This window comes from Candidatus Aeolococcus gillhamiae, from assembly GCF_016464765.1.
Lineage (GTDB): Bacteria > Chloroflexota > Dormibacteria > Aeolococcales > Aeolococcaceae > Aeolococcus > Aeolococcus gillhamiae.
Genome location: NZ_JAEKNS010000080.1, coordinates 31343 through 53640, shown reverse-complemented (window position 1 = coordinate 53640; position 22298 = coordinate 31343). Strand labels below are relative to the sequence as shown.

Below are 22298 nucleotides of genomic sequence, written 5' to 3'. Positions count from 1 at the left end.
GGCGCGCCGAGCGCGCCGAGGAGTGGGGTGTATCAGCGCGAATTCACTTCGCGCTGATGAGGGGCGAGGATCTGCCTCGCCCCTATAAAAAGAGGGCGCCCCTGGCGTACCAGAGACGCCCCGAGAGGGGGGGCTGGGGGGATGTCACGGCAACGCCGAAATCATAGACCCGGTGCCAGAGAGGGTCAACGAACGTAGGCGTTTCGTCACATCCGTGACAGGGCGGGCTGGCCTATACTCCGCCGCTCAATCCGCAGGGGGCGACCCACGCTCCCGCGGGCGAGGGGTCTCACTCCATGGACAAACCGGTTCTGCTCACTGCGGAAGGACAACAGAAGCTCGAGGTCGAGCTCGAGGAGCTGCGCACCGTTCGCCGCGCCGAGATCGCCGAGCGCATCAAGTACGCCAAAGATTTTGGCGACATCTCCGAGAACGCAGAATACGAGGACGCCAAGAACGAGCAGGGCATGGTGGAGGGGCGGATCCTCACCCTGGAGAACATGCTCCGCAACGCCGTGACCATCGAGGAGTCAACCGAGGGCGGCGTGGTGCGCATCGGCTCCGAGGTGGAGCTGAAGGACGAGTTCGGCAAGCAGGTGTTCACCATCGTCGGACCGGCCGAGGTCGATGTCGCCAGCGGGCGCATCTCCATGGAGTCGCCGGTCGGCAAAGCGCTGATCGGTCACCGCAACGGCGAGTCGGTCGACGTGCAGAGTCCTGGTGGGCCGCGTCGGGTGAAGATCGTCCGCGTCTCCTGACCGCACTGCAAAGCCGCAAGATTGGGCCGCGATGCCCGCCGACGACCTCACTGCCGAACGCCGCCGCAAGATCGACGAGCTGGCCGCGCTCGGCGTTCCTGCCTACAACGTCGACTTCGTCCCCTCCGTCACCCTGGACGGGGCCAGGCGGGTGCTCGCCGATTTCGAAGCGTCCGCACCCGCCCCGGCTGACGGTGAGGATGCCGCGGAGGGCCCGGATGTGCGCGTCGCCGGGCGCGTGATGCAGTACCGCCAGCAGGGCAGGAGCTGCTTCGCGCACATCGAGGCCGAGGACGACCGTCTGCAGGTGTGGATGCGGCTCGACCGCGTCGGCGAGAAGCAGTTCGCGGTGGTGAAGCTGCTCGACCTCGGCGACATCGTCGGGGTGCGTGGCAAGGTGATGCGGACGCGGCGCGGCGAGCCCACCGTCGTGGCCGATGAGGTCACGTTGCTCGTCAAGGCGCTGCAGCCGCCTCCCGAGAAGTACCACGGCCTCCAGGACCAGGAGACGAGGTACCGCAAGCGCTACCTCGACCTGCTCGCCAGCGTCGAGCAGCGTCGCCACTTCGCGGCGCGCACGACGGTGGTTCGCGCGCTGCGCCGCACGCTCGACGGCCGCGGCTTCCTCGAGACGGAGACGCCGATTCTGCAACCCATCCCCGGCGGCGGCCACGCGCGTCCATTCGTCACCCACTGGAACGCTCTCCACACCGACGTCTACCTGCGCATCGCCATCGAGCTGCACCTCAAGCGCCTGCTCGTCGGTGGCTACCGGCGCGTGTACGAGATGGGCCGGGTATTTCGCAACGAGGGCCTGTCGCCGCGTCACAACCCCGAGTTCACCATGCTCGAGGCGTACGAGGCGTACACCGACTACAACGGCATGCGCGAGCTGACCGAGTCCCTGATCGTCGACGCCGCCAATGCTCTCGGCCCACAGCATTCGGACGAAGAGGGCGGCACGGTCCCGTGCGACGATCCACTGCGCCGTTCCTTCAGCGGCAGGGAGCTGGTGCTGACGCCTCCCTTTCGCGCCGCGCGCATGGTCGACCTGGTCGCGCAGGCATTCGGGTTCGATCCGCTCGATGCCTGGGACGAGCTCCCTGACCGAGCCAGGTCGCTCGGCGTGCACCTGCCACCGGGGGCCGGTCCGGGCACCGCGCTGACTGAGATGTATGAGCAGCGAGTCGAGAACGAGCTGTGGGACCCGACGTTCGTGCTCGACTACCCCGCGGAGGTGTCGCCGCTGGCACGCAAGCGCAGCGACGACGGCCGCTTCGTCGAGCGGTTCGAGCTCGTCGTGGCCGGGCGCGAGGTGGCCAACGCTTTCAGCGAGCTCAACGATCCCATCGACCAGCGTGCTCGATTCGAGGACCAGGCGCGTCTGCGCGCTGCCGGTGATGAGCAGGCCTTCCACCTGGACGAGGACTTCCTCGAGGCCATCGAGGTGGGTATGCCGCCCGCCGGTGGCCTCGGCATCGGCGTCGATCGCCTGGTGATGCTGCTCACCGACGCCGCCACGATCCGCGACGTGCTGCTGTTCCCGACCATGCGGCCCCGCCGCCGCGACGGGACTCACGAGGAGGACTCCCACCTCTCGCCGTCACGACGAGCCGAGGAGAGCTGAGCCGGTGATCCCGCTGCAGAGGCTGCGCGACGACCCCGAGTCGATTCGTGAGGGTGCGCGCCTCAAGGGAGAGAAGGCGCCGATCGATGAGATCCTCGCGCTCGATGCGCAGGCCCGGCGGCTGCGCACCGAGGTGGAGAGGTTGCGCGCCGAACAGAAGCGCGCCTCGTCGGGCATCCGGGGCGCACCGACCGCAGAGCAGCGCTCCACGCTGGGGGAAGTGAAGCAGCGCATCCAATCCGGCGAGGCCGAGCTCGCCGTTCTCGAAGCGCGCGTGGAGGAGCTGCTCCTCTATGTCCCCAACCCGCCGCACGCGTCGGTTCCCCACGGGACCAGTGAGGCGGAGAACGTGGTGGTGCGCAGCTGGGGAGAGCCGACGCGTTTCGACTTCGAGCCGCGGACCCATTACGAGCTCGGCGAGACGCTCGGAATCTTCGACTTCGAGCGGGCCACCAAACTCAGTGGCGCGCGCTTCGCGGTCCTCCGAGGTGACGGCGCCCGCCTGCAGCGCGCGCTGATCAGCTTCTTTCTCGACGTCGCCACCATCGACCACGGCTACAGCGAGATCGCCCCGCCGTACCTGGTGCGGCGCAGCGCCATGGTCGGCGCCGCGCAGCTGCCCAAGTTCGAGGACGACGCCTACAAGACCGACGACGACCTCTTTCTGATCCCCACCGCCGAGGTGCCGGTCACCAACCTCTACCGCGAGGAGATCCTCGACGGCGCCGACCTTCCCATCGCGCACGTTGCCTTCACCCCCTGCTGGCGCCGCGAGGCGGGTGCGGCCGGCAAGGACACCCGCGGCTACATCCGGCTGCACCAGTTCGACAAGGTGGAGATGGTGCGGTTCACGACTCCCGAACGATCGCTCGCCGAGCTCGAGCTGCTGACGACCCACGCCGAGTCACTGCTGCAACGCCTCGGCATCGCTCACCGCGTGCTGCTCATGTGCACCGGTGACATGGGTTTTGCGCAATGGAAGAAATACGACGTCGAAGCCTGGGCGCCCGGCATGCAGCGCTGGCTCGAAGTGTCGTCGTGCAGCGTCTTCGGTGACTTCCAGGCACGGCGCGCCCAGATCCGCTTTCGCAGCGCGGCGAGTGAGCGACCCCAGTACGTCCACACCCTCAACGGCAGCGGGCTGGCCGTGCCGCGCACACTCGACGCGGTGCTCGAGACCTTCCAGCAGGCCGACGGCAGCGTCACCATCCCTGCAGTGCTGCAGCCTTACATGGGCGGCACGAGCCGGCTACGCTGACGCCCAGCGAAGCCGGCTCGTTACGCTGCCCCTCATGAGCGACCCCGAGCACGATGAGACCCTCGACCAGGCGTGGCTCAATGACCACAGTGAGTACCAGCGCAACTTCGTCCACGGTCTGCGCAACGCCGGCGGCCTGCATCTTCAGTACCACCTCGCGGGCGACCGTGTGATCACCTCCTGGGTGGCCAGCGAGGAGCACGCCGGGTTTCCGGGTTTCGTCCACGGCGGCCTGATCGCAGCGGTGCTGGACGACGTGATGGGACGATGCTCGGTGCTCCACCGCCGCTGGGTGGTGACGGGGCGGATGGAGGCGCGCTTTCGCGAGGTGGCACCGCTCGGGGTGGCGCTGCGTGTGGAGGCCTGGACGACCCGGTTCACTCGCAGGGTGATGCAGGCGCAGTCACGGATGTCGCTCGCGGACGGCACCGTCGTCGCCGAGGCCACCGGCACCTACCTGCCCATCCCGGGTTCATTGCTGGGACGGATGCACCAGGCATGGCCCGGTTTCGCTGACTACACCGACGAGCCCGAGTGACGGACGCACCCGGCGCCTCCGGGCCGGCCGCCGAGGAGCGCGAGGTCAAGCTTGCCATCACCGAGGACTTCGTGCTGCCGTCGATGACTGCGCTCGAGGGCGTCAGCGTTGTCGACCAGGGCGACAACCATCTGCACGCCGTGTACTGGGACAGCGACGACCTCGATCTCGCGCACACCGGGGTGGGGCTGCGCCATCGCAACGGCGTCTGGACGTACAAGGGGCGATCACGTCGCGAGGGTGACGCCGTGGTGCGCGAGGAGTTGGAGATCGAGGCCGGGGGCGAGCGCATCCCAGAGGCCATGAGAGCATGCGTCGTGCAGTGGATCGACCCTGCGATGTTGCACCCGGTGGCCGAGCTCGACACCGTTCGCCACCAGGTGGACGTCGCCGACGCCAGCGGCAGCGTCGAGCTCGTCCATGACCGCGTCACCGTCCGCGACGGTGCCCGCACCGTTTCGCGCTTCGCGGAGGTGGAGGTGGAGCATGCCGCCGACGGCCAGGCGCTGGCCGATCGGATGGTGGCCCTGCTGCTGGCCCGCGGCGCCGTGGTGGACACCACACCCAAGTACCTGCGCGCACTGCGAGCCCTGGGCCACGACCCACCTGAGGTCTCGACGTGAACACCTCACGGCCATGACCGTTGCCGGTCCCGTCTGGGGAATTCCGCCCACCATCGCGCCGCCCGGCCGGCCGCCGCGGCGTGCCGAGGTTGTCATTGTCGGCGGCGGCATCACCGGGGTGGCGCTACTCGACGTCCTGCGCCGCCATGACGTCGACGCCATCCTCCTCGAGCGCGACCACCTCGCCGCCGGCGCGAGCGGCCGCAATGCCGGCTTCCTCCTGGCGGGCGTCGCCGAGAACTACGCCCGCGCCGTCGAGCGCTACGGCCGGACCACGGCGGCGGAGGTGTGGGCGTTCACGATCGCCAACCACGCCCTGGTCGCTGCCGCCGCCGCGAACCTCGACGCCGCCCACCATGTGCGTGGCAGCGTCACCGCAGCCCTCGACGCAGCTGAGGCCGCCAGCCTCGAGGCCGCCGCGACCCTCCTCGCTGAGGACCGCCTCCCCGGCGTGATCAGCCGGGCGTCCGACGTGCCCGGGGCCACGTGCGCGCTCGTCAACCCCAGCGACGGGGAGATCGACCCGGTGCGCCTGGTCGGCGGCATGGCGATCCCTCAAGCCGCGCGTGTCTTCGAGAACCATCCCGTCGTTGCTGTCGAGGATGGCGAAAACACCGCGACGGTGCACCTCGAAGACGCCTCCGTCGAGGCCTCACTCGTGGTGTTGGCCACCAACGCGTGGACCGCCCAGCTGCTGCCCGCCATCCCGATCCGGCCCGTCCGCGCCCAGATGCTCGCGTCGGCCCCGGTTGCCGCCCTGGTGCCGCGCCCTGTCTACGCGGAGTGGGGCCATCGCTACTGGCGCCAGCGTGACGACGGTGCCGTCCTGGTGGGCGGGTTCCGCCACCGCGCGCCGGCGGCGGAGATCGGCTACCAGCTCGGCACGACTGAGGTGGTGCAGGCCCACCTCGATGCGCACCTGCGCGAGCTCGGCGTCGCCGCGGCCGTCACCCATCGTTGGGCTGGAACGATGGGGTTCAGCGAGGACGGCCTCCCGCTGGTCGGCCTGGCGCCCGCTTGCCGGCGCATCTATGTCTGCGCGGGCTACACCGGCCACGGCATGGGTTTCGCCGTCAACGCTGCCCGGGCGCTCGCAGACCGGATCCTCAACGACGAACCGCTGCCGGGATGGCTCGACGCGGCGCGCTGCGCGGCGTCCTGAGGAAAGTCGCTCTGGCGCAGCCACGCCAACGTCAGCGGGTTGCGTCGCAGTGCCGCCGAGATCCATCGCGCTGCCATGCAGCTGCGCTGTGCGCCTCGTGAGAGCATAAGCCGCCTCGGTGGCCTGCCCTGGCGTGATCGGCTGCCACAGGACATTCGGCAGACGTGCGCCGACGCGGGAGCGGCGGGAATCTGCGTCCACCACTGGGTGGTGTCCGAGCAGCTCGTCGAGGAGGCGCACCGCCTCGCCCTGCATGTCAACACGTGGACCGTCAACAACCCGTTGGCGGCGCGGATGATGGCCGGCGCCGGCGTGGATTCGATCACCACCGATCGAGTCGACCTCGTGCGGCTCGCCCTGCGCTCACAGTCGGAGCCGAGTCGCAGCGCTGAGCTCCGTTCCTCGGTCAGGGAGGCGGTGCGTACCGCGCCGCGGTGATCCGGCCGTCGTCCACCTCGATGGTCCATGTGGAGCCCTTCTCGGCGCGGGTCGCGGCCAGTTGGACGCCGCTGGCGGCGATCAGCTCGAGCAGGTCGGCAAGGACGTCGCCGTGCGTGCACACCACCACCACGGGTGAGCGCTCCTTCGCGAGACGTTCGAGCATCGCGGTCGCGCTGCCGCCCTCGTAGAGCACGCCGAGCGTGCTCAGCGGCAGGCGCTGCGCGTGCGCCAGCGGCAGGACGGTGGCGATGCACCGCAGCGACGGGCTCGAATAGATGACCAACGGCGGCGTCGCACTCAATGTTGTCGCGAGGCGCTCCGCCTGGATGCAGCCACGGTCCGAGAGGGGACGAAGGTCGTCGTCGTGCGTCCACGCGCTGCGCTCGCCGGCGTGCGCGTGGCGCACCACGTGGATTAGCTGCGCAGCCATCGCCAGTTCCGCGAGGGTGAGATCTTCGCCCATTCGTCGCGCCACACCTTGGACGCTCGGCGAACGTTGGGAAGCTCCAGCGCGGCCAACTCGCCGGCGATGAACGACACGCCGCTCATCGCCTCCGCCTCGCGCTGCAACCAGTCCCGGGTAGTCACGCCATCGTGGTGCTCGCCGAGCACCGTCTGCAACGCTGCCAGCTGTGCGGCGCACTCGGCCGCCGGCGCCCCTGCCGCGGGGACGCATGCGTCGGCCGCGTATCGGGCCCTCTTCGCCAGGATGCGGACCCTGTGCAGCTCCGCGTCGTCAGGCGTGTCGCTCAGCGCCTCGACATAGCTGCGCAGCCGCCGCCAGGGCCGTCGCGCCAGGCGTGTCGCCCGGGGGTCGCCGTCGCCGTCCTTCCATCGCGGTGCGGTGACCGCGTCCACCGCGCGGTCGAGGACCTCGAGATACTCCGCACGTCCGAGCTCGTCGAGAAGCTCGACGCGGGCGGCGGCCAGTTGCGTCCCCGCGGTGTCGAGCAACGGCAGCGCGGCCGGGCGTTCGGCCTCCGGAAGCAGCGCGACGAGTGCCGCCAGGCGGTCCCCGAGCACCTCGAGGTCGCGGACAACCCCAAGACGCGTCGCCTGCCGGCCGAGCTGGTCGCGGAGGCCATCGGCCCACTCCCGATCGAGGAGGGGAGCGAACGTCTGCAGGTCGCTGCGCAGGCGGCGCAACGCCACCCGCAGCTTGCGCAGGGCCTCGGGCGAGCCGGCGGGCAGCTCGCCATCGAAATACAGCCACTGGATCAGAGACAGCGTGGTGCTCCGCGTGAACACGTCCCGCGCTTCGGTCGCGCTGGGATCAGGGATCCTCAGCCGGGGAGCGCGGGCGCGAGCCCGCCCGAGCAGCGCCAGCGCGGGCGCATCGTCGACCGAGGCCTCGGCGAGGACGGCGATGGCGCTTGTCGCGTTCGCACCGGCCTCCACGACCTGGACGTGACGCAGCCGTGGCGTCGCTCCCGTCTGCGTGTGCTCGTCGAGGCGCTCCTCGACGAGCGTCAACACGGAATCCGCGTGTGCGGAGGCGACGGTATGGCGGCGGCTGTGGATGGTGACCACGGCGCGTTCCGCGACCGGCCGCCCGCGGCGATAAGCACGCGTCCAATCCAGCAACTGCGCCTGCGGGGCGTTCGATGGGGCGCTCCACTCGCGGGAGGTCAGCTTGGGATGGCCGAGTGTGTCGCGACGCCAGCGCCAGCCGTCGCGCCGGTTCAGCGACAGCTCGCCGCCTCCGGCGGCGAGGCGGCGGTCGCCGGTGTCGAACAGCGAACGGGTGCTGCGGCTCGACGCGCTGCTGGTCACCTTATAGCCAGCTTGGATGAGGAGCCGCGGGACGGACGTCTCCAGCGGAACGCGGATCCTGGTTCCCGAGAAGCGGTCAGCCACCGCCCCGATTGCGCCGGGCCGCGCCCTCCTGCAGGGCGGCTTGAGCGTTGATGCCTTTGGTCGTCGGAACCTTTCGCCACGTCGCACTATCGAACTCCCAGGCGAGCACGTCGTCGGCCAGTGACAGATCGAGGATCTCGTCGAGGCGTTTGCGCGAGCCGTGCTGGAAGACGGGCACCGCGACCTCGACGCGACGGTCGAGGTTGCGAGGCATGAGGTCCGCGGAGCTGATGAAGTAGTCGGCATCATCGCCGGCGCCGAAGCGAAAGATCCGCGAGTGCTCGAGGTAGCGCCCCACCAGGGAGCGGACGCGCAGGCGCTGCGGCGCGGCGCACGCGGCGGCGTTGAGGGCGCACATCCCGCGCACGATGAGGTCGATCTCCGCGCCGGCCTCCGCCGCTTCGTAGAGGGCGTCGATCACCTCGGAGTCGATGAGCCCGTTCAGCTTGAGGAGGATGCGACCGCCGGGACGGGATTCGCGCTGGATGAAACCCACCACGGTGGGGCGCAGCTGTTGTGGCGCCACCACGATGCGGCGGTACTGCACGTCGCGGCTGTACCCGGACAGGGCGTTGAACAGTTCGGCCAGGTCCGCGCAGATGTCACCGTCACAGGTGATCAGCGCGATGTCCTCGTAGATGCGCGCGGTGATCGGGTTGTAGTTGCCGGTCGACACGTGGCAGTAGCGATTGACGCGCCCCCCCTCGTTGCGGACCACCAACGAGACCTTGGCGTGGGTCTTCAACCCGACGATCCCGTAGATGACGTGGACGCCGGCCTGCTCCAGCGCCTCTGCCCAGGTGATGTTCGCCTGCTCGTCGAAGCGGGCGGTCAGCTCGACCAACGCCACCACCTGCTTGCCCGACTCCGCGGCACGAACGAGCGAGCGGATGATCGGGCTGTTCTTGCCCGAGGTGCGGTACAGCGTCTGCTTGATGGCGAGCACGGACGGATCCGAGGCCGCCTGCTCGATGAACGCCACTGCCGAGGCGTCGAAGTCCTCGTACGGGTGGTGCACGAGCACGTCTCCAGCGCGCACGGCGGCGAAGATGTCGAAGCCACCCTCCTGGGGCAGCAGCGCCGCAGGCACCGTGGGCGCCCACTGCGGGTACTTGATCTCGGGGAGGTCGAGCGCAGCGAGCTGGAACAGCGCCGCGAGGTCAAGAGGCGCGTGCACGACCTGCACGTCACGCTCGTCCATCTCCAGCTCGCGCACCAGCAGGTCGCGCACCTCGTCCGACATCCGCTCGTCGACCTCGAGGCGGACCACCAGCGGGGAGAGGCGGCGGCGCTTGAGGACGTCCCGCACCGCCTCGAGAAGGTCATCCTCGTCGCTGTCGAGCTGGAAGTCGGCGCCACGGGTGAGCCGGAACGGTTGGTGGGCGAGGATGTCCATGCCCGGGAAGAGGGCATCGAGGTGAGCGCTGATCACCTGTTCGAGCGGCACGAAGCGGGTGGTGTTGGGCAGGACCGCGAAGCGAGGCAGTGCGGGGGGGACCTTGACCCGGGCGACGCGCTGGTCGCGTGTCACGGGGTCGGCGACGACCACGGCGAGGTTCAGCGACATCGACGAGATGTAGGGGAAGGGATGCGCCGGATCGACGGCGAGCGGCGTCAGCACGGGGAACACCTGCTGCGCGAAGTACGTGTCCAGGGCGGCCCGGTCGCGGTGATCGAGGTCGTGGTAGTCGGAGATGCAGATACCCGCTGCCTCGAGCGCCGGGGCCACCGACCTCGTGTACGTCTCGTCGAGGTCGGCGGCGAACGCGGAGGTGCACTTGCGGAAGAGCTCGCGCTGCTCCGCTGGCGTCAGCCCGTCTGGCGAGCGATCGCTGAGCCCTGTCTCCACGTTCTGAGCGAGCACCGCGCCGCGCACCTGGAAGAACTCGTCGAGGTTGTGCGCCGCGATTGCGAGGAACTTGGCGCGCTCCAGGACGGGCACCTCCAGTCGCGAGGCCAGCGCCAGCACACGTCGGTTGAAGTCGAGCCACGCGACGTCACGGTTGAGGTATCGCGGCGCGACCTCGTGAGGTGCCGAGACGTCCCCGGCCCTGGTGGCGGGGGGGTCGCGCCGGGAGACTGCCATGGGCACATTGTGCATCCCCCGGAGCGGTCAGGCTGACCCGCGCACGCTGCCTATACTCCGCTCCGATGTGAGCTCTGCACCCCGCGCCGTGGCCGACATCGGCTCAAACTCGGCGCGGCTCCTGGTGGTGCGCCCGACCGACCAGGGCCATCTCGACGTCCTCGCCGACGCGCGCGTGGCCCTGCGTTTGATGCGCGACGTCGACGCCGGCGGCCGCCTGAGCAGGGCGGCGCTCAACCGCACGGTCCAGACGCTTGCCGCGTTCGCCACGATCGCACGCCGCCACGGCGCGCGCGCCGTCAACGTGGTGGCGACGTCCGCGATTCGCGACGCCGCCAACCGGGAGGGCTTCGTGGCCGAGGCCCAGAGGCGCAGTGGCCTCACCATCGCGGTCCTCAGCGGCGAGGACGAGGCGCGCCTGGCGTTGGTCGGCGCGGTCGCCGGCCTCCCCGTCGACAACGGCGCGGTCATCGACCTCGGCGGGGGCAGCATGGAGGTCGCCGCGTTCGTGAGGCGCCGCTTTCGCGGGGGCATGACCCTCCCGCTCGGCGCCTTGCGCATGGGCGACCTGTTCCTCCGCCACGACCCGCCCCGCCCGGACGAGCTGGCGGCGCTGCGCGACCACGTGCGCGAGGCACTCAGCGCGGTGGACGTCACCGACCTCGCCCAGGCGGAGAGCCTGGTGGGCACGGGAGGGACGGTGCGGGCCCTGGCCAAGGCCGCTCGCGGGCGTGGTCCGGCGGCCGTCAACCGCCTTCACGGCTACCAGCTGCGGCGCCGAGACGTGGCTAGCCTGGCTGACACGCTTGCGCGCCTCCCGTCCGCCCGCCGCATCTCCGTCCCGGGGATAAGCTCCACCCGAGCCGAATCGGTGCTGGGCGGTGCGCTGGTCATCGAGGTTTTGATGGAGCTCGGCGGCGCCGAGAGCATCCTGGTCTCCGGCTATGGCGTGCGCCAGGGCGTGATCCTCGACCAGCTCGATATGCCTGCCAACCGGCCGCGGCAGGTGCGCGAGGCCAGCGTGAGCGCGGTGCTGGCGCGCCTGCGCGGCGGAACCGCGGGAACCCAGCGGCGGCGGCTGCTGGTGACCGCGCTGGCGGCCTCGCTCGCTCCCAAGGTCACCGGTGACCTGCTCGAGATGGCCGGTCACGCCGCCCGGCTCGTCGACGCCGGCGCCCGCCTCGACCACCACGGTCGGTGGTCGGAGAGCGCCAGCCTGGCGACCACCGCCGACCTTGATGGCTTCACGCACGCCGAGCTGGCCAGCATCGCGGCCATCCTTCTCTGCGCGGGTGGCACCACCGTTCCAGCTCGACTGCGCCGGGAGAGCGGCCTCTCGCGCCCGCGTCTCGAAACGGCGGGCGCGCTGCTTGCGCTCGCCGATGACATCGACCATCGGCTTCCCCCGGCCCGGGGCGCCGCCGTCGGCGCGCTCGGCCGGGACGGCCGCCTCGACGTCACCGGCATGCCCCCGATGCTGATCCCGGCCGCTCTGTCGGAGCGCTGCCGCCTGGTGCTCCGCCGCGACGTGCGTGAGCTCAGCGACATCTCCCATCCCCGGGCCCGCAAGACGCGCCCCGACGTTGCCGTCGAGTTCAAGTAGCATGCTCGGCGCCGGCGTTGGGGTGTGGGAGGATTGTCGATGCCAAAAAGCAATTCTGCTGAGAGACTTCTGAAGCGGCTGGAGAAGATCCAGCGCGCCCACGGACGCCTCGGCGACATCAACACGCGCATCCTCGCCCAGGCTGAGGCGCTCGCCGAGCTCCTCAAGGAGGCCCAGACGTTTGCCGGCCCGACCGTGACGCGCAAACCCGGCGCGCGCCCGAGCGCCGTCGCCAAGAAGGCCGCAGCGAAGCGAGCGGCTCGCAAGGCCGGCTCAACCAAGCGCGCCACCCGCAAGGCGACCACGGCAGAGCGCACCCCTCGCACGGCGTCGACCGCGAAGCGGACGGCCCGCAAGGCCACAGCGGCGACGCCTGTCACAGCCGCCGCCAAGCCCGCATCGGTCCCGCGGTCCCGCCGCACTGCCAAGCCGGCTTCGGCCACAACCAGGCGTCGCGCGCCGCGCCGTCCCGTCTAAGCCCGCGCCGTCCCGAGCTCGGCGGCGAGCACCACCCCGCCGAGCGCGCCCGACAGGTCGCCGAGCCCGGCTGACACGACGGGCACGCTCTTGCGGCCGTCGTTGAGCAGGTGGGGCTGCATGGCGCGGTGAATTCGCCGTGCGAACGGCTGGCCCAGGCGCGTGCCGAGGCCCCCGCCGATGATCACCGCGTCGACGTCGAGCACGTTAACGGCTGACGCGATCACCGGGCCGGCCGCTCGCACGGCGTCGTTGATGAGCTCATTGGCCAGACGGTCACCCTGGTCGAGCGCACGGGCGATCACCCCCGAGGTCAGCCGGGTCCGCCCAGCCTTCCGCATCAGGTGGAAGAGGATGGTCTTGTCGCCCTTGTCAGCCCGCTCCTTGGCACGGCGCTCCATCGATGCTCGACCGGCATACGCCTCGAGGCAGCCACGACGTCCACAGCTGCACCGCCGTCCGCCGGGCCACGCGCATGCGTGACCGATCTCGCCACAGGCACCGAGCCGCCCCTTCCGGATCACGCCGTCGAGAAGCAGCGCCCCTCCGACGCCGGTGCCGAACCATACCGCCAGCACGTCGCGGTACGGCGCGGCGGTGCCGATCCGGTGCTCACCGAGGAGAGCGATGCGCACGTCGTTCTCGACCGCCACGGGAGTCCCAAAGCGATTCTCCAGCTCGGCACGCAAGGGGTAGCTTGCCGACCAGCCGCGAATGTTGGGGCTGTGCGACACCGCCCCGGTGGCGGCGTCGACCTCGCCGGGCACACCGATGCCGACCGCGGTCAGCCGCTTGGCGGACGAGGCGGCCAGGGCCTCGGTCACGGCGGTCTCGATGGCGGTGACCACGGCGGCGGGGCCGCCTCGAAGCGGGGTGGCGATGCGTGCCTGCCCGCTGGGCGTGAAGTCGGCGCCCGTGATCACCACCTCGATCTTGGTGGCGCCGACGTCGATGCCTGCGTACAGAGGGGCACGGCGAGGTGGCACGGGGCTCATTGTGGCCCGCAACCGGGTGGCTCAGGCAGGCCGGACGCTCCTTGCCCGGGGCCGCTCAGCTCAGGAACCCTCGCCGCGGCGTACCACCAGGCCGCCGGCGGCGCGAACGGCGACGCGGAGGTACGGGTCGCGGCTGGCATCGGAGGCGGCGGTCATGCCCGTCCAGACACCCTAGTGCCGCGCTGCTTAAAGCGTGGTTGAGCGAGGGCTATGGAACGATCCGCGACGCTGCTTTCTCTCAGAGTGCGTCGGGATCGGTGCCGGCCATGTCGACCTTGTCGGCGTCGGCCAGCGCGAGGCTGACGGCGGCTCCGGTGGTGGTGGTGAGCACCGCCAGCGTCTTGCTGTCGATCCCGACGAGGAGATGCGTCGCATCCATCCAGCCGAGCACGTTGTAGCGCCGTCCCAGGTTGTGCGGCGATGCACCGGCGGAGATCAGGGTGAGGGCCTGGCTGCCGTTGGCGCTGCAGGCCATCTGCGCCGCGCCGGGCGCCAGGTAACAGTCACCGTAGGGCAGTTGCCCCGTCTTGTCGGCTGTTGCCAGCGTCGTCGAGTGCCCCGTCCAGTCCACCGCCAGCATGTAGCCCGCGTTGGTGGCGTTCGGATCGTTGTAGTAGAACGTCTTCACGCAGGCAACGCCGCCGCTGACGGGCAGGCCGTTGGGGGACACATTGATGGTCGCGTTGGCCGGTTGTGTGGCCGGTCCTTCGCACACGGTGGCGACGCGTGCGCCGTCGGCGCTGCTGACCAGGTGGTAGGCGTTGACGCAGCCGGCAGAGCTGCCGTAGCCGCTGCAATTGCCGCCGACGGCGTCGACGATCGCACTCCCGTGCCAGCCCACCGGCCAGCGAAACGCATCCGCGGCCGTGTTGCTGAACAGGTCCACATGATTGGAGGTGGCGGCAACGTCCTCGACGTAGCCGCGCCCGCTGTCCTTGTTCGGGTCCGATGCCTGGTTGATCAACGACACGGCGATCCGCCGGTCATCGGGGCTGACCGCGAACGCCAGGATCGAGCCCGATCCCTGTGCGATCGTCTTCACCAGCGCGGTGACCCCACTGGGCGACAGCGAGCGGATGTCGGTATCGCCGTCGAGGTAGTACACGAGGTCGTTGGATGCGCTGACCAGGGGAAGCTCGACGGTCTGGTTCGCTTTGAGCAGCGGCAGCTTGGCGGTGACCCGCGTGACGATCTGCCCCTGGACGCCGATGAGCACGACGTCGTACGTGGCTCCCTGTCGCGACGAGTTGGTGACCACCACGGCAACCGGGCCGATGGGAACGGCGACCGCCGATGCCGACGGCACGGGTGTCTGCAGTAGGGGTGTCGCGGTAGCTCGTGGCGTCGGCCTCGGTGTCGACGCGGGCGGTGAGCTGCAGCCGGCCATGGCGACCGCGGTGACGAGCAGCACTGCTACCGGGCTGAGCTGCCTGAGCATTGCCGAACTCCCGTGGACTCGGATGTTGCCCGAATAACGCGCCAACCGCGTAGGTGGTTACCGGGCCAGCCACGATGGGATCGCAGGCTGCTCCGTCAGCGCCCCCCGTGCAGGAATGCGGGAATGGTCAGGCTCGCCGTGTGGCGCCGCCGCATCGCCTCGCCGACACCGATGACCGCCACGCACCAGGTGACGAAGATGATCGCGAGCGTCGAGTAAGCGAGCACCGCGGGCAGCGCGGTGCCGCCGTGACTCTCGCGTGTCAGGTACGCGCTCGCGGGCTGGAGCTGCGCGGTGCGCGGAGCCGAGACAGGCACCGGGATGGCCGCGAGTCCATACGTGGGATCGGCCGGGAACGACACCGGGGTTGCCGCCACCACGTCGCCGTCCTCGACGAAAACGATGCTCTTCCATGACCCGCCGGTGGGGATGGAACCGTCGATGACGTACCGGCCCTGGCCGACGGCGCGCAGCGAGCTGACCTTGAGGCTGCCGCCCTGCCACGTGAAAACGCGCATCACGTCGGCACCGTCAAGCGCTGTGGGCGGCGACACGCTGACTGAAACTGTCATGTCCTGCTCGAACGTGGCCAGTCCTTCGCGCGTGACCGTCGGCGTGCGCTCGCCGGCTGCGGCCGCGGTGACGGTCACCGATGCGGCCAGGCCATGTCGCGGGAACGGTACGGCAAGCAGCCCGACCATCAGGGCGAACGCGACCCCGACCCCGGCGAAGTGCATCACCTGGCGCGTGTGCGCAACGGCACGGCCCAGCGCGGAACCGAGGAAGGACCCGACGAGCGCCAGCCCGAGCACGACCCACCACGACGCGAGCAGGCGCGCCTGCCACGGTTGCGGGCTCCAGAGGTGCGTCCAGCCCCACTCTGCGGCCATGCCGACCGTGGCGAGAAGCAGGCCCGCCACGGCGACGCGCAGCGCGGGCGCCAGGCGCGGGCCGAACCGGTACACAGCCTCGACGACCAGCGCGCCGGCGATGTAGAGCGGGAACCGCTCCAGGGAGAGACCGAACACTGGTCCCACCAGCAATGTCACGAACCCGCGCAGCACCAGGAATCCGATCGTCGCGCGGAGCGCGCCGCCCGGGCCGAGCGCCTCGCGCGCGGCGACCAGCCCCACGCCCATCGCCAGCGCGATCAACGCCGGGTGGAACAGCGCCTGCCACTGGGGGATTCCGAGGTCGAACTCCAGCTGGAACGTCGACAGCCCGATGAGCGTCGCGCCGGCGAGGACTTCGGAGAGCACGCGTGCGCCGCGTCGCGCGGCGGCCGCCTGGCCGGCCTCGGCGAGCATCAACCACGCCGCGATCGGGGTCAGCGACGCGCCGCCGATCATGAGCAGGTGGGTGGGGCTCCACATGGTGACGTCGATCCCGTAGACGGAGTGCCAGTAGTCGTCCAGGGGGAAGCCGATCAGTGCCCCTGTGGCCATCAGGCCCATGGGGAGCGACGACCAGGGGATGCGCAGCCGGCCCACGCGCAGGCCGACGCGAGCCTGGTCAGCGGTGGCGAGGACGATCGAGGTCACCGCCGCCAGCCCGATGCCGGCGAGGCCGACCAGGATCATCACGTGCGGCGGGGTGAACAGAGCCTGGTCGCGGCCGAGGTCGGCGTGCCATGCGACGTCCCAGCTGAAGCCGACGAGCGCTACCGCCAGCGACCAGACCGCGAGCGCGATCCCCGCGGCGCACCAGGCAGGGAGGCCGGTAATGCGGCTCAGCGCATCCGGCGGGCGGCGCCACCTCGGTCCGCTGGGCTGTGCCGCCCTGCCGAGCGCGAGCGAGCCGGCGGCGAGTCCGACCAGCGCGAGGCCCAACGGGATCCACCAGATCGGTCCGGTCTGGGACAGGCTCTCGACCACCACTGCCAGCATCTCGGCTCCTCCGCCCAGGTTGTTACTTGGGTGCTACTTCGAGTAACCTACTCTAAGTAACCTGGTCGGCTAGAGTCAAATCGTGATCGGCACGGAACTGCGCCGCCGGCTCCCTCGAGCAGAGCGCGAGGAGCAGCTTCTCAGTGTCGCTCAGGCCGTGTTCGCCGAGCGGGGTTTCCGCGGCCCGTCCATGGATGAGATCGCGCTGCGCGCCGGGGTGACCAAGCCGGTCCTGTACGACCATTTCGGGTCCAAGGACGGGCTGATCGCCGCGTGCATCCGGCAGGCCGGCGTCCAGCTGCTGCGCGACGTCGACAGCGCCGTCACCGCCGCCTCGGGGGCTGCGCAGATCCTCGAGGCCGGCTTTGCGGCCTTCTTCGGCTTCGTCGAATCATTCGGGCAGGGATGGTTCATGCTCATCGGCGAGAACTCGGTGGTGGGTCCCGCCGCCGACGCCCTGGAATCGATCCGCAGGCAGCAGGCCGCCTACGTGGCCCAGAAGCTGGCCGCTGAGTTCCCGGGCGCGCAGCACGACGATCTCAGCGCCTTCGCGGAGGGAATCATCGGCGCCTGCGAACGGGTGGCCCTGTGGCGGCGCGACCGTCCGGACGTGGCCGCCGAAAAGGCGACAGCGATCCTCATGGCCCTGGTGTGGGGTGGGTTGGCGTCTCTGATGGCGTCGGCAGGGCCGCGGGTGGTCAGCCCGCGGCCCACGCCTGGCTCCTAGTCGCTCGGGATCCCGTTCGGGGGTGGGGTGGACGGCGATGCGCCGCTCTGGGTGACGGCGCCGCCGGCGCTGTCATCGGTGGTGAAGAGCGGACCGACGAGCGTCTGCACGTTGCCACCGGTGAGCGTCACCACCTGGACCCCGGTGTACCCGAGGTGGTTGGTCGATGAGAACCCCAACGGGGCAAGCCCCGGCCCGGTGAAATGACTGTTCTCCACGGCGTGGCGCAGGTTGTCACGCGTGGGGTTCTGTCCCGCGGCCCGAAGCGCCTCCACGAAGGTGTACGCGGACGACAGGCCGTAGAGCACGTTGCCGTCCCAGGGGAGGTTGGGCGCGTACTGGGACTTGATCGACTTGAACAGGGTGACCCAGGGGTTGCTGCTGTCACCGAGCAGCGGCAGATAGGTGTCGCTGGTCATTCCCGTGAGCAGCGCCGCCGGCAGCGTGACGCCGAGTGCGCCCCCGGTGAGGATCGAGGTGAGCGTCGGCACGTCAGCGCCGACGTTGCTAACCACGAACGCCGGGTGGTAGCCGATGCTCGCTGCGGACGCCAGCGCGGCGGCGGTGAACAGCGGGATGGAAAAGCTCACTACCACCTGGACGCCTGCGGCCTGCATGGCCGCCATCTCAGCCTTCACGCCCTGGGCACCGGCGGTGGTCGGTGCGTAGTACTGCACCGGGTTGACCACGGTGACGTTGGTGTTCTGGAGCACGTCGTTGAGCCCGCGCACGCCGTCGTCGCCGAACTCATCGTTGGGGCCCTGGGCGAAGTAACCGACCTTCTGGCCGGAGTACGTCCTCTTCACGTAGTCACCGAGGATCTTCCCCTCGATGGTGTAGTCGGGCTGCCACCCGAACGTGTACGGATGCGCACTGACGTTGTTCCAGCAGTTGCAGCCGGAGGCCACGAACAGGTCGGGCACCTTCTGCTGGTTGAGGTAGTCGACGACCGCAAGGTGGGTGGGTGTGCCCAGCGCGTCGAACATCGCGTACACCTGATCCTGCAGGACGAGCCGCCGGGTGAGGGAGGCGGTGTTGGTGGGGTTGTAGCCGTCGTCGAGGAACTTGAAGTTGATGCTCCTGCCGAACACCCCGCCGTGGGCATTGACGTACTTGAAGTACGCATCGGCCGCCGGAGCGATCTCCGAGTACCCCGGTGCGGCAGGCCCGGTGAGTGGCTGCGTGCTACCGATCGTCACCGAGGTGGGGGTGATGCCCGGCGCCGACGCCTGGTTGCTTGTCGACCCCGTCCCACTGTTGCTGCTGCCACAGGCCGCCACCAGCACGGCCGCAATGCCCGTGCATGCCGCGGTCATCCATCGTCTGGAGTTGGTTCCCCGCGCCCTCATATGTCCGCCTCCGCTGTCCGCTGATACAAACGACGTCGTGTGAGCCATTGACGTCCGGCGCGCGCCAGCGCGGCCAGGGTGCCCTGGATGCCACGGGGCAGGACCAGCATGGCAAGCACGAGCACCGCACCGTACACCGCCAGCGGCAGGTTGTTGCTGATGTCGCTGGAGAGGTTGAGGTTGCCGGACAACCCGCTGGTGAGCACCGGCAGGTAGACGAGGACGATCGCCCCCCACACCGCCCCGGCGAGGCTGCCCAGCCCTCCGATGACGATCGCGCTGAGCAGCTGCAGCGAGAGCTGCAGCCCGAAGCCGGTGGGCGCGGTGATGCCGACCCAATAGGCGAACAGCGATCCTGCCAGGCCGGCGCACGCGGCGCTGATCAGGAAGGCGAGCACCTGCACCCGCGCCACGTCGATCCCGACCAGGCGCGCCGCCGTCTCGTTGTCGTGGACTGCACGCAGCGTGCGCCCGGCGCCCCCGCGCACCAGGTTGGCGAGAAGGAAGAGTGTCAGCGCCGCGGCGACGATGGCGATCCAGGCGAGCCAGCGCTCCTGCGGAAAGTCGCCGCCCAGCGCCGCCGGCGCTGTGGGCGACGCCACGTTGAGGCCCTGGTTGCCGCCCAGCACGCTCCCGAAGTGGATCGCCAGTTGGGGCAGGCCGACCGCCAGCGCCAGGGTCGCGCCGGCCAGGTACGGACCGCGCAGGCGCGCCGCAGCGACGCCGATGATCGCGCCCGCCACCGCGGTCGTGGCCACGGAGGCGAGTAGCGTCAGGATGAAGGGAAAGTCGGGATTAATCTTGAGCAACAGGCCGGTGGTGTAGGCACCTACGGCCATCAGCGCGCCGTGGCCCAAGGACAGCTGTCCGTTGATGCCGGTGAGAACGGTCAGCCCGGCAGCGGCGATAGCGAAGATGGCCACGCCGGCGATGTTGTAGTTGGTGAAGGCGTCGAGGAGGTAGGTGACGGCGATCAGCGCGATGGCCAGCACCGCGAAGAAGAGTCCGTGGCGCAGGATCGTTGACCGCGGTGCGCGCATGACGCTCACGCCTCGCGCTGCCTGCGCGCGGCGAACAGGCCGTGCGGCCGGACCATTAGGACGGCGATGAGGATGATCAGGCCGCCGACGGTCTCCAGGTCGGAACCGCCGTAGCCACCGACGTAGCTGAGCCCGAGACCAACAACGAGGCCACCGGCCACGGCTCCGACGGGGCTGTCGAGCCCGCCGAGGATGGCCCCGGTGAAGCCGAACACCAGCACCTCGTCCATGTTGTTCGGGTACAGGAAGATGGCCGGAGCGATGAGCAGCCCGGCCAGCGCGCCGAGCACCGCCGCCAGCCCCCAGCCCAGCATCAGCATCCGCCCCACACGCACACCGAGCAGCCGCGCAATCTCGGGGCCGAACGCGGCGGCGCGCATGCGCAGGCCGATGGAGGTGCGCTGGAAGAAAAGCAGCAGAGCAACCATGGTGACCAGCACCGCCCCGACCACGAAGATGTCGTATGGCGAGATGAATAGCTGAGTGCTGCCGATGGCCAGGTCGACACGCGAGAACGGCGCCGGGAACGACTTGACCTGGCCACCGAAGAGCATCGGAGCCAGCGCCTCGAGGAATATGAGCAGTCCGAGCGTGAGGATGACCACGTTGAGCGGCGGTCGCGACTCGACCGGCCGCACCAGCAGGCGTTCGATGCCCGCGCCCAGCATGAAGCCGCACCCCAGCGCGACCACGAAAGCCAGCCAATAGGTGACCCCGTGTGAGATGGCGTAGAGCGCGATGAAGGTGGTGAACATGCCGAACGCCCCCTGCGCGTAGTTGATCACCCGCGTGGCACGCCAGATCATCACCAGCGCCAGCGCCACGGCGGCGTAGACGAAGCCGTTGGTCACGCCGTCGACGGTGAGGATCAGGAATGTCCTCACCTCAGAAGCCGAGGTACGCGTGGCGCAGAGAGTCGTCTTTGGCGAGTCGCTCGGCGCTGTCGCGGGCTACCACGCTGCCCAGGGAGAGCACCACGGCGTCATCCGCGACCGACAACGCGCTGCGCGCGTTCTGCTCGATCAGCAACACCGCCAGGTTCCGTTCTCGGGAAAGGGTCCGCAGGCGCGCCATGATCTGGGCGAGCACCGCCGTGTGCAGACCCAAAGAGGGTTCGTCGAGTAGCAGCACGCGCGGGCGTGAGGCGAGTGCTCGCCCGATGGAGAGCATCTGGCGCTCGCCACCGGACAGGCTGGCGGCGTGCACGTGGCGCCGCGCCACTAGTGGCGGGAACAGCTCGTACGCCTCCTCGACCGCGAGCCGCTGGTCGGCGCGGTCGCGGCGCCACAGTCCCCCGAGCCTTAGGTTCTCGTCGACGGTGATTTCACTGATGATCCCGTGCCCCTCCGGGACGTGGGACACGCCCAACCGCGCGATGTCCTCCGGCGCGCGACCACGCAGCTCCGTGCCGGCGACACACACGCTCCCGGCGCGGGCCTTCACCAGGCCGGAGATGGTGCGCACCAGGGTCGTCTTGCCCGCGCCGTTGGCACCGAGGACTGTGGTGATGCTCCCTTGCGCGACGCTGAGCGAGAGGTTGTCCACGGCGACCACGCCCCCGTAGGCCACCGTCAGGTCGACGATCTCAAGCATGGGCGACCGAAGTGCCGAGGTACGCTGTCGACACCTCGTCGTTCGCCCGGATCTCCGCGGGTGTGCCCGAGGCGATCACCCGGCCGAGGTTGAGCACGGTCACGCGATCGCTGACAGCCATGACCATGTCGAGGTGGTGCTCCACCAGCGCGATGCCCATGTCCGCGCGGAGCGTGCGCAGCAGCTCCACCAGCTGCTCCACCTCTCCCGCTGACAGCCCGCTGGCGGGCTCATCGAGGAGCAGCAGGGTGGGACGGCCCATCAGCGCCCGCGCCAGCACTACTCGCTTCTGGATGCCGTGCGCCAGTGAGCCGGGAAACGCGCGAGCGCGGTCGGCGACGCCCAGCTGCTCGAGGACTGCCATGGCCTCGTCGGCGCGCCGGCGCTCGGCCCTGTCGCCGCGCGGCAGCGCCAGCAGGTCACTGACCATGCTCGCTGCCGGCGGTGCGCCGAGCATGACGTTCTCCAGAACGGTGAGCCGAGTCCAGAGCCCGAGGCCCTGGAGCGTGCGCACGATGCCCAGGCCGGCGAGCTGCGGCGTGCGCATCGAGAGCAGCGACCGGCCGCGATAGGTGATGGTGCCGTGGCTGGGTGCGGCCAGCCGGGAGACGGCGTTGAACAGTGTTGTCTTGCCGGCGCCGTTGGGTCCGATGATGCCCATGATCTGCTGCGACTGCATGTCGATGGACACGTCGCGGAGTGCGACGACACCACCAAAATGGACGGTCAGGTCGGAGACGACCAATGCGGAAGGAGACGAGTCAGATGGCCTGGCATTGACGCGTCGCATCACCCAACCCCTGTGTGCCCCGGGTGGCCCGGCGCCGGATGCTAACATGA

At 69.9% G+C, this 22298-nt stretch carries 21 protein-coding genes; 10 read left to right on the top strand and 11 right to left on the bottom strand.

Annotated features, from left to right (window positions below):
* The first annotated feature begins 296 nt into the window (after positions 1 to 296).
* From greA to JF886_RS08050, 7 genes are read left to right on the top strand one after another with little or no spacing between them, the layout of a single operon-like run.
* Positions 297 to 758: a transcription elongation factor GreA gene (gene greA, locus JF886_RS08080; RefSeq protein WP_337311323.1), complete on the top strand. Its 462-nt coding sequence runs from the start codon at positions 297 to 299 to the stop codon at positions 756 to 758.
* A gap of 31 nt (positions 759 to 789) precedes the next feature.
* Entirely contained in the window at positions 790 to 2385 is a 1596-nt protein-coding gene (lysS, locus tag JF886_RS08075) for a lysine--tRNA ligase (RefSeq protein ID WP_337311321.1), read from the top strand.
* Positions 2386 to 2389: 4 nt separating this feature from the next.
* Positions 2390 to 3643, top strand: coding sequence for a serine--tRNA ligase (gene serS / locus JF886_RS08070; RefSeq protein ID WP_337311320.1), 1254 nt, complete (start codon positions 2390 to 2392; stop codon positions 3641 to 3643).
* Between the two features lie 34 nt (positions 3644 to 3677).
* Entirely contained in the window at positions 3678 to 4181 is a 504-nt protein-coding gene (locus tag JF886_RS08065) for a PaaI family thioesterase (protein WP_337311318.1), read from the top strand.
* A complete protein-coding gene (locus JF886_RS08060; protein ID WP_337311316.1) occupies positions 4178 to 4804 on the top strand; it encodes a CYTH domain-containing protein in 627 nt (208 codons plus the stop codon). The genes JF886_RS08065 and JF886_RS08060 overlap by 4 nt, the downstream gene beginning before the upstream one ends.
* A 13-nt stretch (positions 4805 to 4817) precedes the next feature.
* On the top strand, positions 4818 to 5966 hold the full coding sequence (locus JF886_RS08055; protein WP_337311314.1) for an NAD(P)/FAD-dependent oxidoreductase: 1149 nt from the start codon (positions 4818 to 4820) through the stop codon (positions 5964 to 5966).
* Between the two features lie 39 nt (positions 5967 to 6005).
* Positions 6006 to 6404, top strand: a complete 399-nt coding sequence (locus JF886_RS08050; protein WP_337311312.1) for a glycerophosphodiester phosphodiesterase — start codon at positions 6006 to 6008, stop codon at positions 6402 to 6404.
* Here the strand turns inward: JF886_RS08050 and JF886_RS08045 are convergent.
* The 3 genes from JF886_RS08045 to ppk1 are packed head-to-tail and all read right to left on the bottom strand — an operon-like array spanning position 6373 to position 10350.
* On the bottom strand, positions 6373 to 6837 hold the full coding sequence (locus JF886_RS08045; RefSeq protein WP_337311310.1) for a SixA phosphatase family protein: 465 nt from the start codon (positions 6835 to 6837) through the stop codon (positions 6373 to 6375). The genes JF886_RS08050 and JF886_RS08045 overlap by 32 nt on opposite strands.
* Positions 6822 to 8264 carry a CHAD domain-containing protein gene (locus JF886_RS08040; protein WP_337311309.1) on the bottom strand — a complete coding sequence of 481 codons (1443 nt, stop codon included), beginning with the start codon at positions 8262 to 8264 and terminating at the stop codon, positions 6822 to 6824. The genes JF886_RS08045 and JF886_RS08040 overlap by 16 nt, the downstream gene beginning before the upstream one ends.
* Positions 8257 to 10350: a polyphosphate kinase 1 gene (gene ppk1, locus JF886_RS08035; RefSeq protein ID WP_337311307.1), complete on the bottom strand. Its 2094-nt coding sequence runs from the start codon at positions 10348 to 10350 to the stop codon at positions 8257 to 8259. The genes JF886_RS08040 and ppk1 overlap by 8 nt, the downstream gene beginning before the upstream one ends.
* A 67-nt stretch (positions 10351 to 10417) precedes the next feature.
* Between ppk1 and JF886_RS08030 the strand changes: the two genes are divergently transcribed.
* Positions 10418 to 11953: a Ppx/GppA phosphatase family protein gene (locus tag JF886_RS08030; RefSeq protein WP_337311305.1), complete on the top strand. Its 1536-nt coding sequence runs from the start codon at positions 10418 to 10420 to the stop codon at positions 11951 to 11953.
* Positions 11954 to 11992: 39 nt separating this feature from the next.
* Complete coding sequence (locus tag JF886_RS08025) at positions 11993 to 12430, top strand: hypothetical protein (RefSeq protein WP_337311303.1); 438 nt, start codon at positions 11993 to 11995, stop codon at positions 12428 to 12430.
* Here JF886_RS08025 and JF886_RS08020 read toward each other — a convergent pair.
* The 3 genes from JF886_RS08020 to JF886_RS08010 form a co-directional block, all read right to left on the bottom strand.
* Positions 12427 to 13425, bottom strand: coding sequence for an ROK family protein (locus JF886_RS08020; protein WP_502711413.1), 999 nt, complete (start codon positions 13423 to 13425; stop codon positions 12427 to 12429). The genes JF886_RS08025 and JF886_RS08020 overlap by 4 nt on opposite strands.
* Before the next feature lie 238 nt (positions 13426 to 13663).
* Positions 13664 to 14863, bottom strand: a complete 1200-nt coding sequence (locus JF886_RS08015; protein WP_337311299.1) for a hypothetical protein — start codon at positions 14861 to 14863, stop codon at positions 13664 to 13666.
* A gap of 95 nt (positions 14864 to 14958) precedes the next feature.
* Positions 14959 to 16749, bottom strand: a complete 1791-nt coding sequence (locus JF886_RS08010) for a hypothetical protein (RefSeq protein ID WP_337311298.1) — start codon at positions 16747 to 16749, stop codon at positions 14959 to 14961.
* 82 nt (positions 16750 to 16831) lie between these two features.
* Between JF886_RS08010 and JF886_RS08005 the strand changes: the two genes are divergently transcribed.
* Positions 16832 to 17476 carry a TetR/AcrR family transcriptional regulator gene (locus JF886_RS08005; protein ID WP_337311296.1) on the top strand — a complete coding sequence of 215 codons (645 nt, stop codon included), beginning with the start codon at positions 16832 to 16834 and terminating at the stop codon, positions 17474 to 17476.
* Here the strand turns inward: JF886_RS08005 and JF886_RS08000 are convergent.
* From JF886_RS08000 to JF886_RS07980, 5 genes are read right to left on the bottom strand one after another with little or no spacing between them, the layout of a single operon-like run.
* Positions 17473 to 18825 (bottom strand): ABC transporter substrate-binding protein, encoded by a 1353-nt coding sequence (locus JF886_RS08000; protein ID WP_337311294.1) that lies wholly within the window; start codon positions 18823 to 18825, stop codon positions 17473 to 17475. The genes JF886_RS08005 and JF886_RS08000 overlap by 4 nt on opposite strands.
* Positions 18822 to 19865, bottom strand: a complete 1044-nt coding sequence (locus JF886_RS07995; protein ID WP_337311293.1) for a branched-chain amino acid ABC transporter permease — start codon at positions 19863 to 19865, stop codon at positions 18822 to 18824. The genes JF886_RS08000 and JF886_RS07995 overlap by 4 nt, the downstream gene beginning before the upstream one ends.
* Before the next feature lie 5 nt (positions 19866 to 19870).
* Entirely contained in the window at positions 19871 to 20749 is an 879-nt protein-coding gene (locus JF886_RS07990) for a branched-chain amino acid ABC transporter permease (protein ID WP_337311291.1), read from the bottom strand.
* A gap of 1 nt (position 20750) precedes the next feature.
* The gene (locus tag JF886_RS07985) at positions 20751 to 21458 is read right to left on the bottom strand and encodes an ABC transporter ATP-binding protein (protein WP_337311289.1); all 708 of its coding nucleotides are present in this window, start codon (positions 21456 to 21458) and stop codon (positions 20751 to 20753) included.
* Complete coding sequence (locus JF886_RS07980) at positions 21451 to 22203, bottom strand: ABC transporter ATP-binding protein (protein WP_337311287.1); 753 nt, start codon at positions 22201 to 22203, stop codon at positions 21451 to 21453. The genes JF886_RS07985 and JF886_RS07980 overlap by 8 nt, the downstream gene beginning before the upstream one ends.
* Between the last annotated feature and the right edge of the window lie 95 nt (positions 22204 to 22298).

What these genes read in the sequence shown, in the direction of transcription:
- JF886_RS07995 (WP_337311293.1), bottom strand. Translation starts at nt 19,865, where the DNA reads ATGCGCGCACCGCGGTCAACGATCCTGCGCCACGGACTCTTCTTCGCG.
- JF886_RS08055 (WP_337311314.1), top strand. Translation starts at nt 4,818, where the DNA reads ATGACCGTTGCCGGTCCCGTCTGGGGAATTCCGCCCACCATCGCGCCG.
- JF886_RS08025 (WP_337311303.1), top strand. Translation starts at nt 11,993, where the DNA reads ATGCCAAAAAGCAATTCTGCTGAGAGACTTCTGAAGCGGCTGGAGAAG.
- JF886_RS08000 (WP_337311294.1), bottom strand. Translation starts at nt 18,825, where the DNA reads ATGAGGGCGCGGGGAACCAACTCCAGACGATGGATGACCGCGGCATGC.
- JF886_RS08045 (WP_337311310.1), bottom strand. Translation starts at nt 6,837, where the DNA reads ATGGCTGCGCAGCTAATCCACGTGGTGCGCCACGCGCACGCCGGCGAG.
- JF886_RS08015 (WP_337311299.1), bottom strand. Translation starts at nt 14,863, where the DNA reads ATGCTCAGGCAGCTCAGCCCGGTAGCAGTGCTGCTCGTCACCGCGGTC.
- JF886_RS08065 (WP_337311318.1), top strand. Translation starts at nt 3,678, where the DNA reads ATGAGCGACCCCGAGCACGATGAGACCCTCGACCAGGCGTGGCTCAAT.
- greA (WP_337311323.1), top strand. Translation starts at nt 297, where the DNA reads ATGGACAAACCGGTTCTGCTCACTGCGGAAGGACAACAGAAGCTCGAG.
- JF886_RS07985 (WP_337311289.1), bottom strand. Translation starts at nt 21,458, where the DNA reads ATGCTTGAGATCGTCGACCTGACGGTGGCCTACGGGGGCGTGGTCGCC.
- ppk1 (WP_337311307.1), bottom strand. Translation starts at nt 10,350, where the DNA reads ATGGCAGTCTCCCGGCGCGACCCCCCCGCCACCAGGGCCGGGGACGTC.
- lysS (WP_337311321.1), top strand. Translation starts at nt 790, where the DNA reads ATGCCCGCCGACGACCTCACTGCCGAACGCCGCCGCAAGATCGACGAG.
- JF886_RS08010 (WP_337311298.1), bottom strand. Translation starts at nt 16,749, where the DNA reads ATGCTGGCAGTGGTGGTCGAGAGCCTGTCCCAGACCGGACCGATCTGG.
- JF886_RS08020 (WP_502711413.1), bottom strand. Translation starts at nt 13,425, where the DNA reads ATGAGCCCCGTGCCACCTCGCCGTGCCCCTCTGTACGCAGGCATCGAC.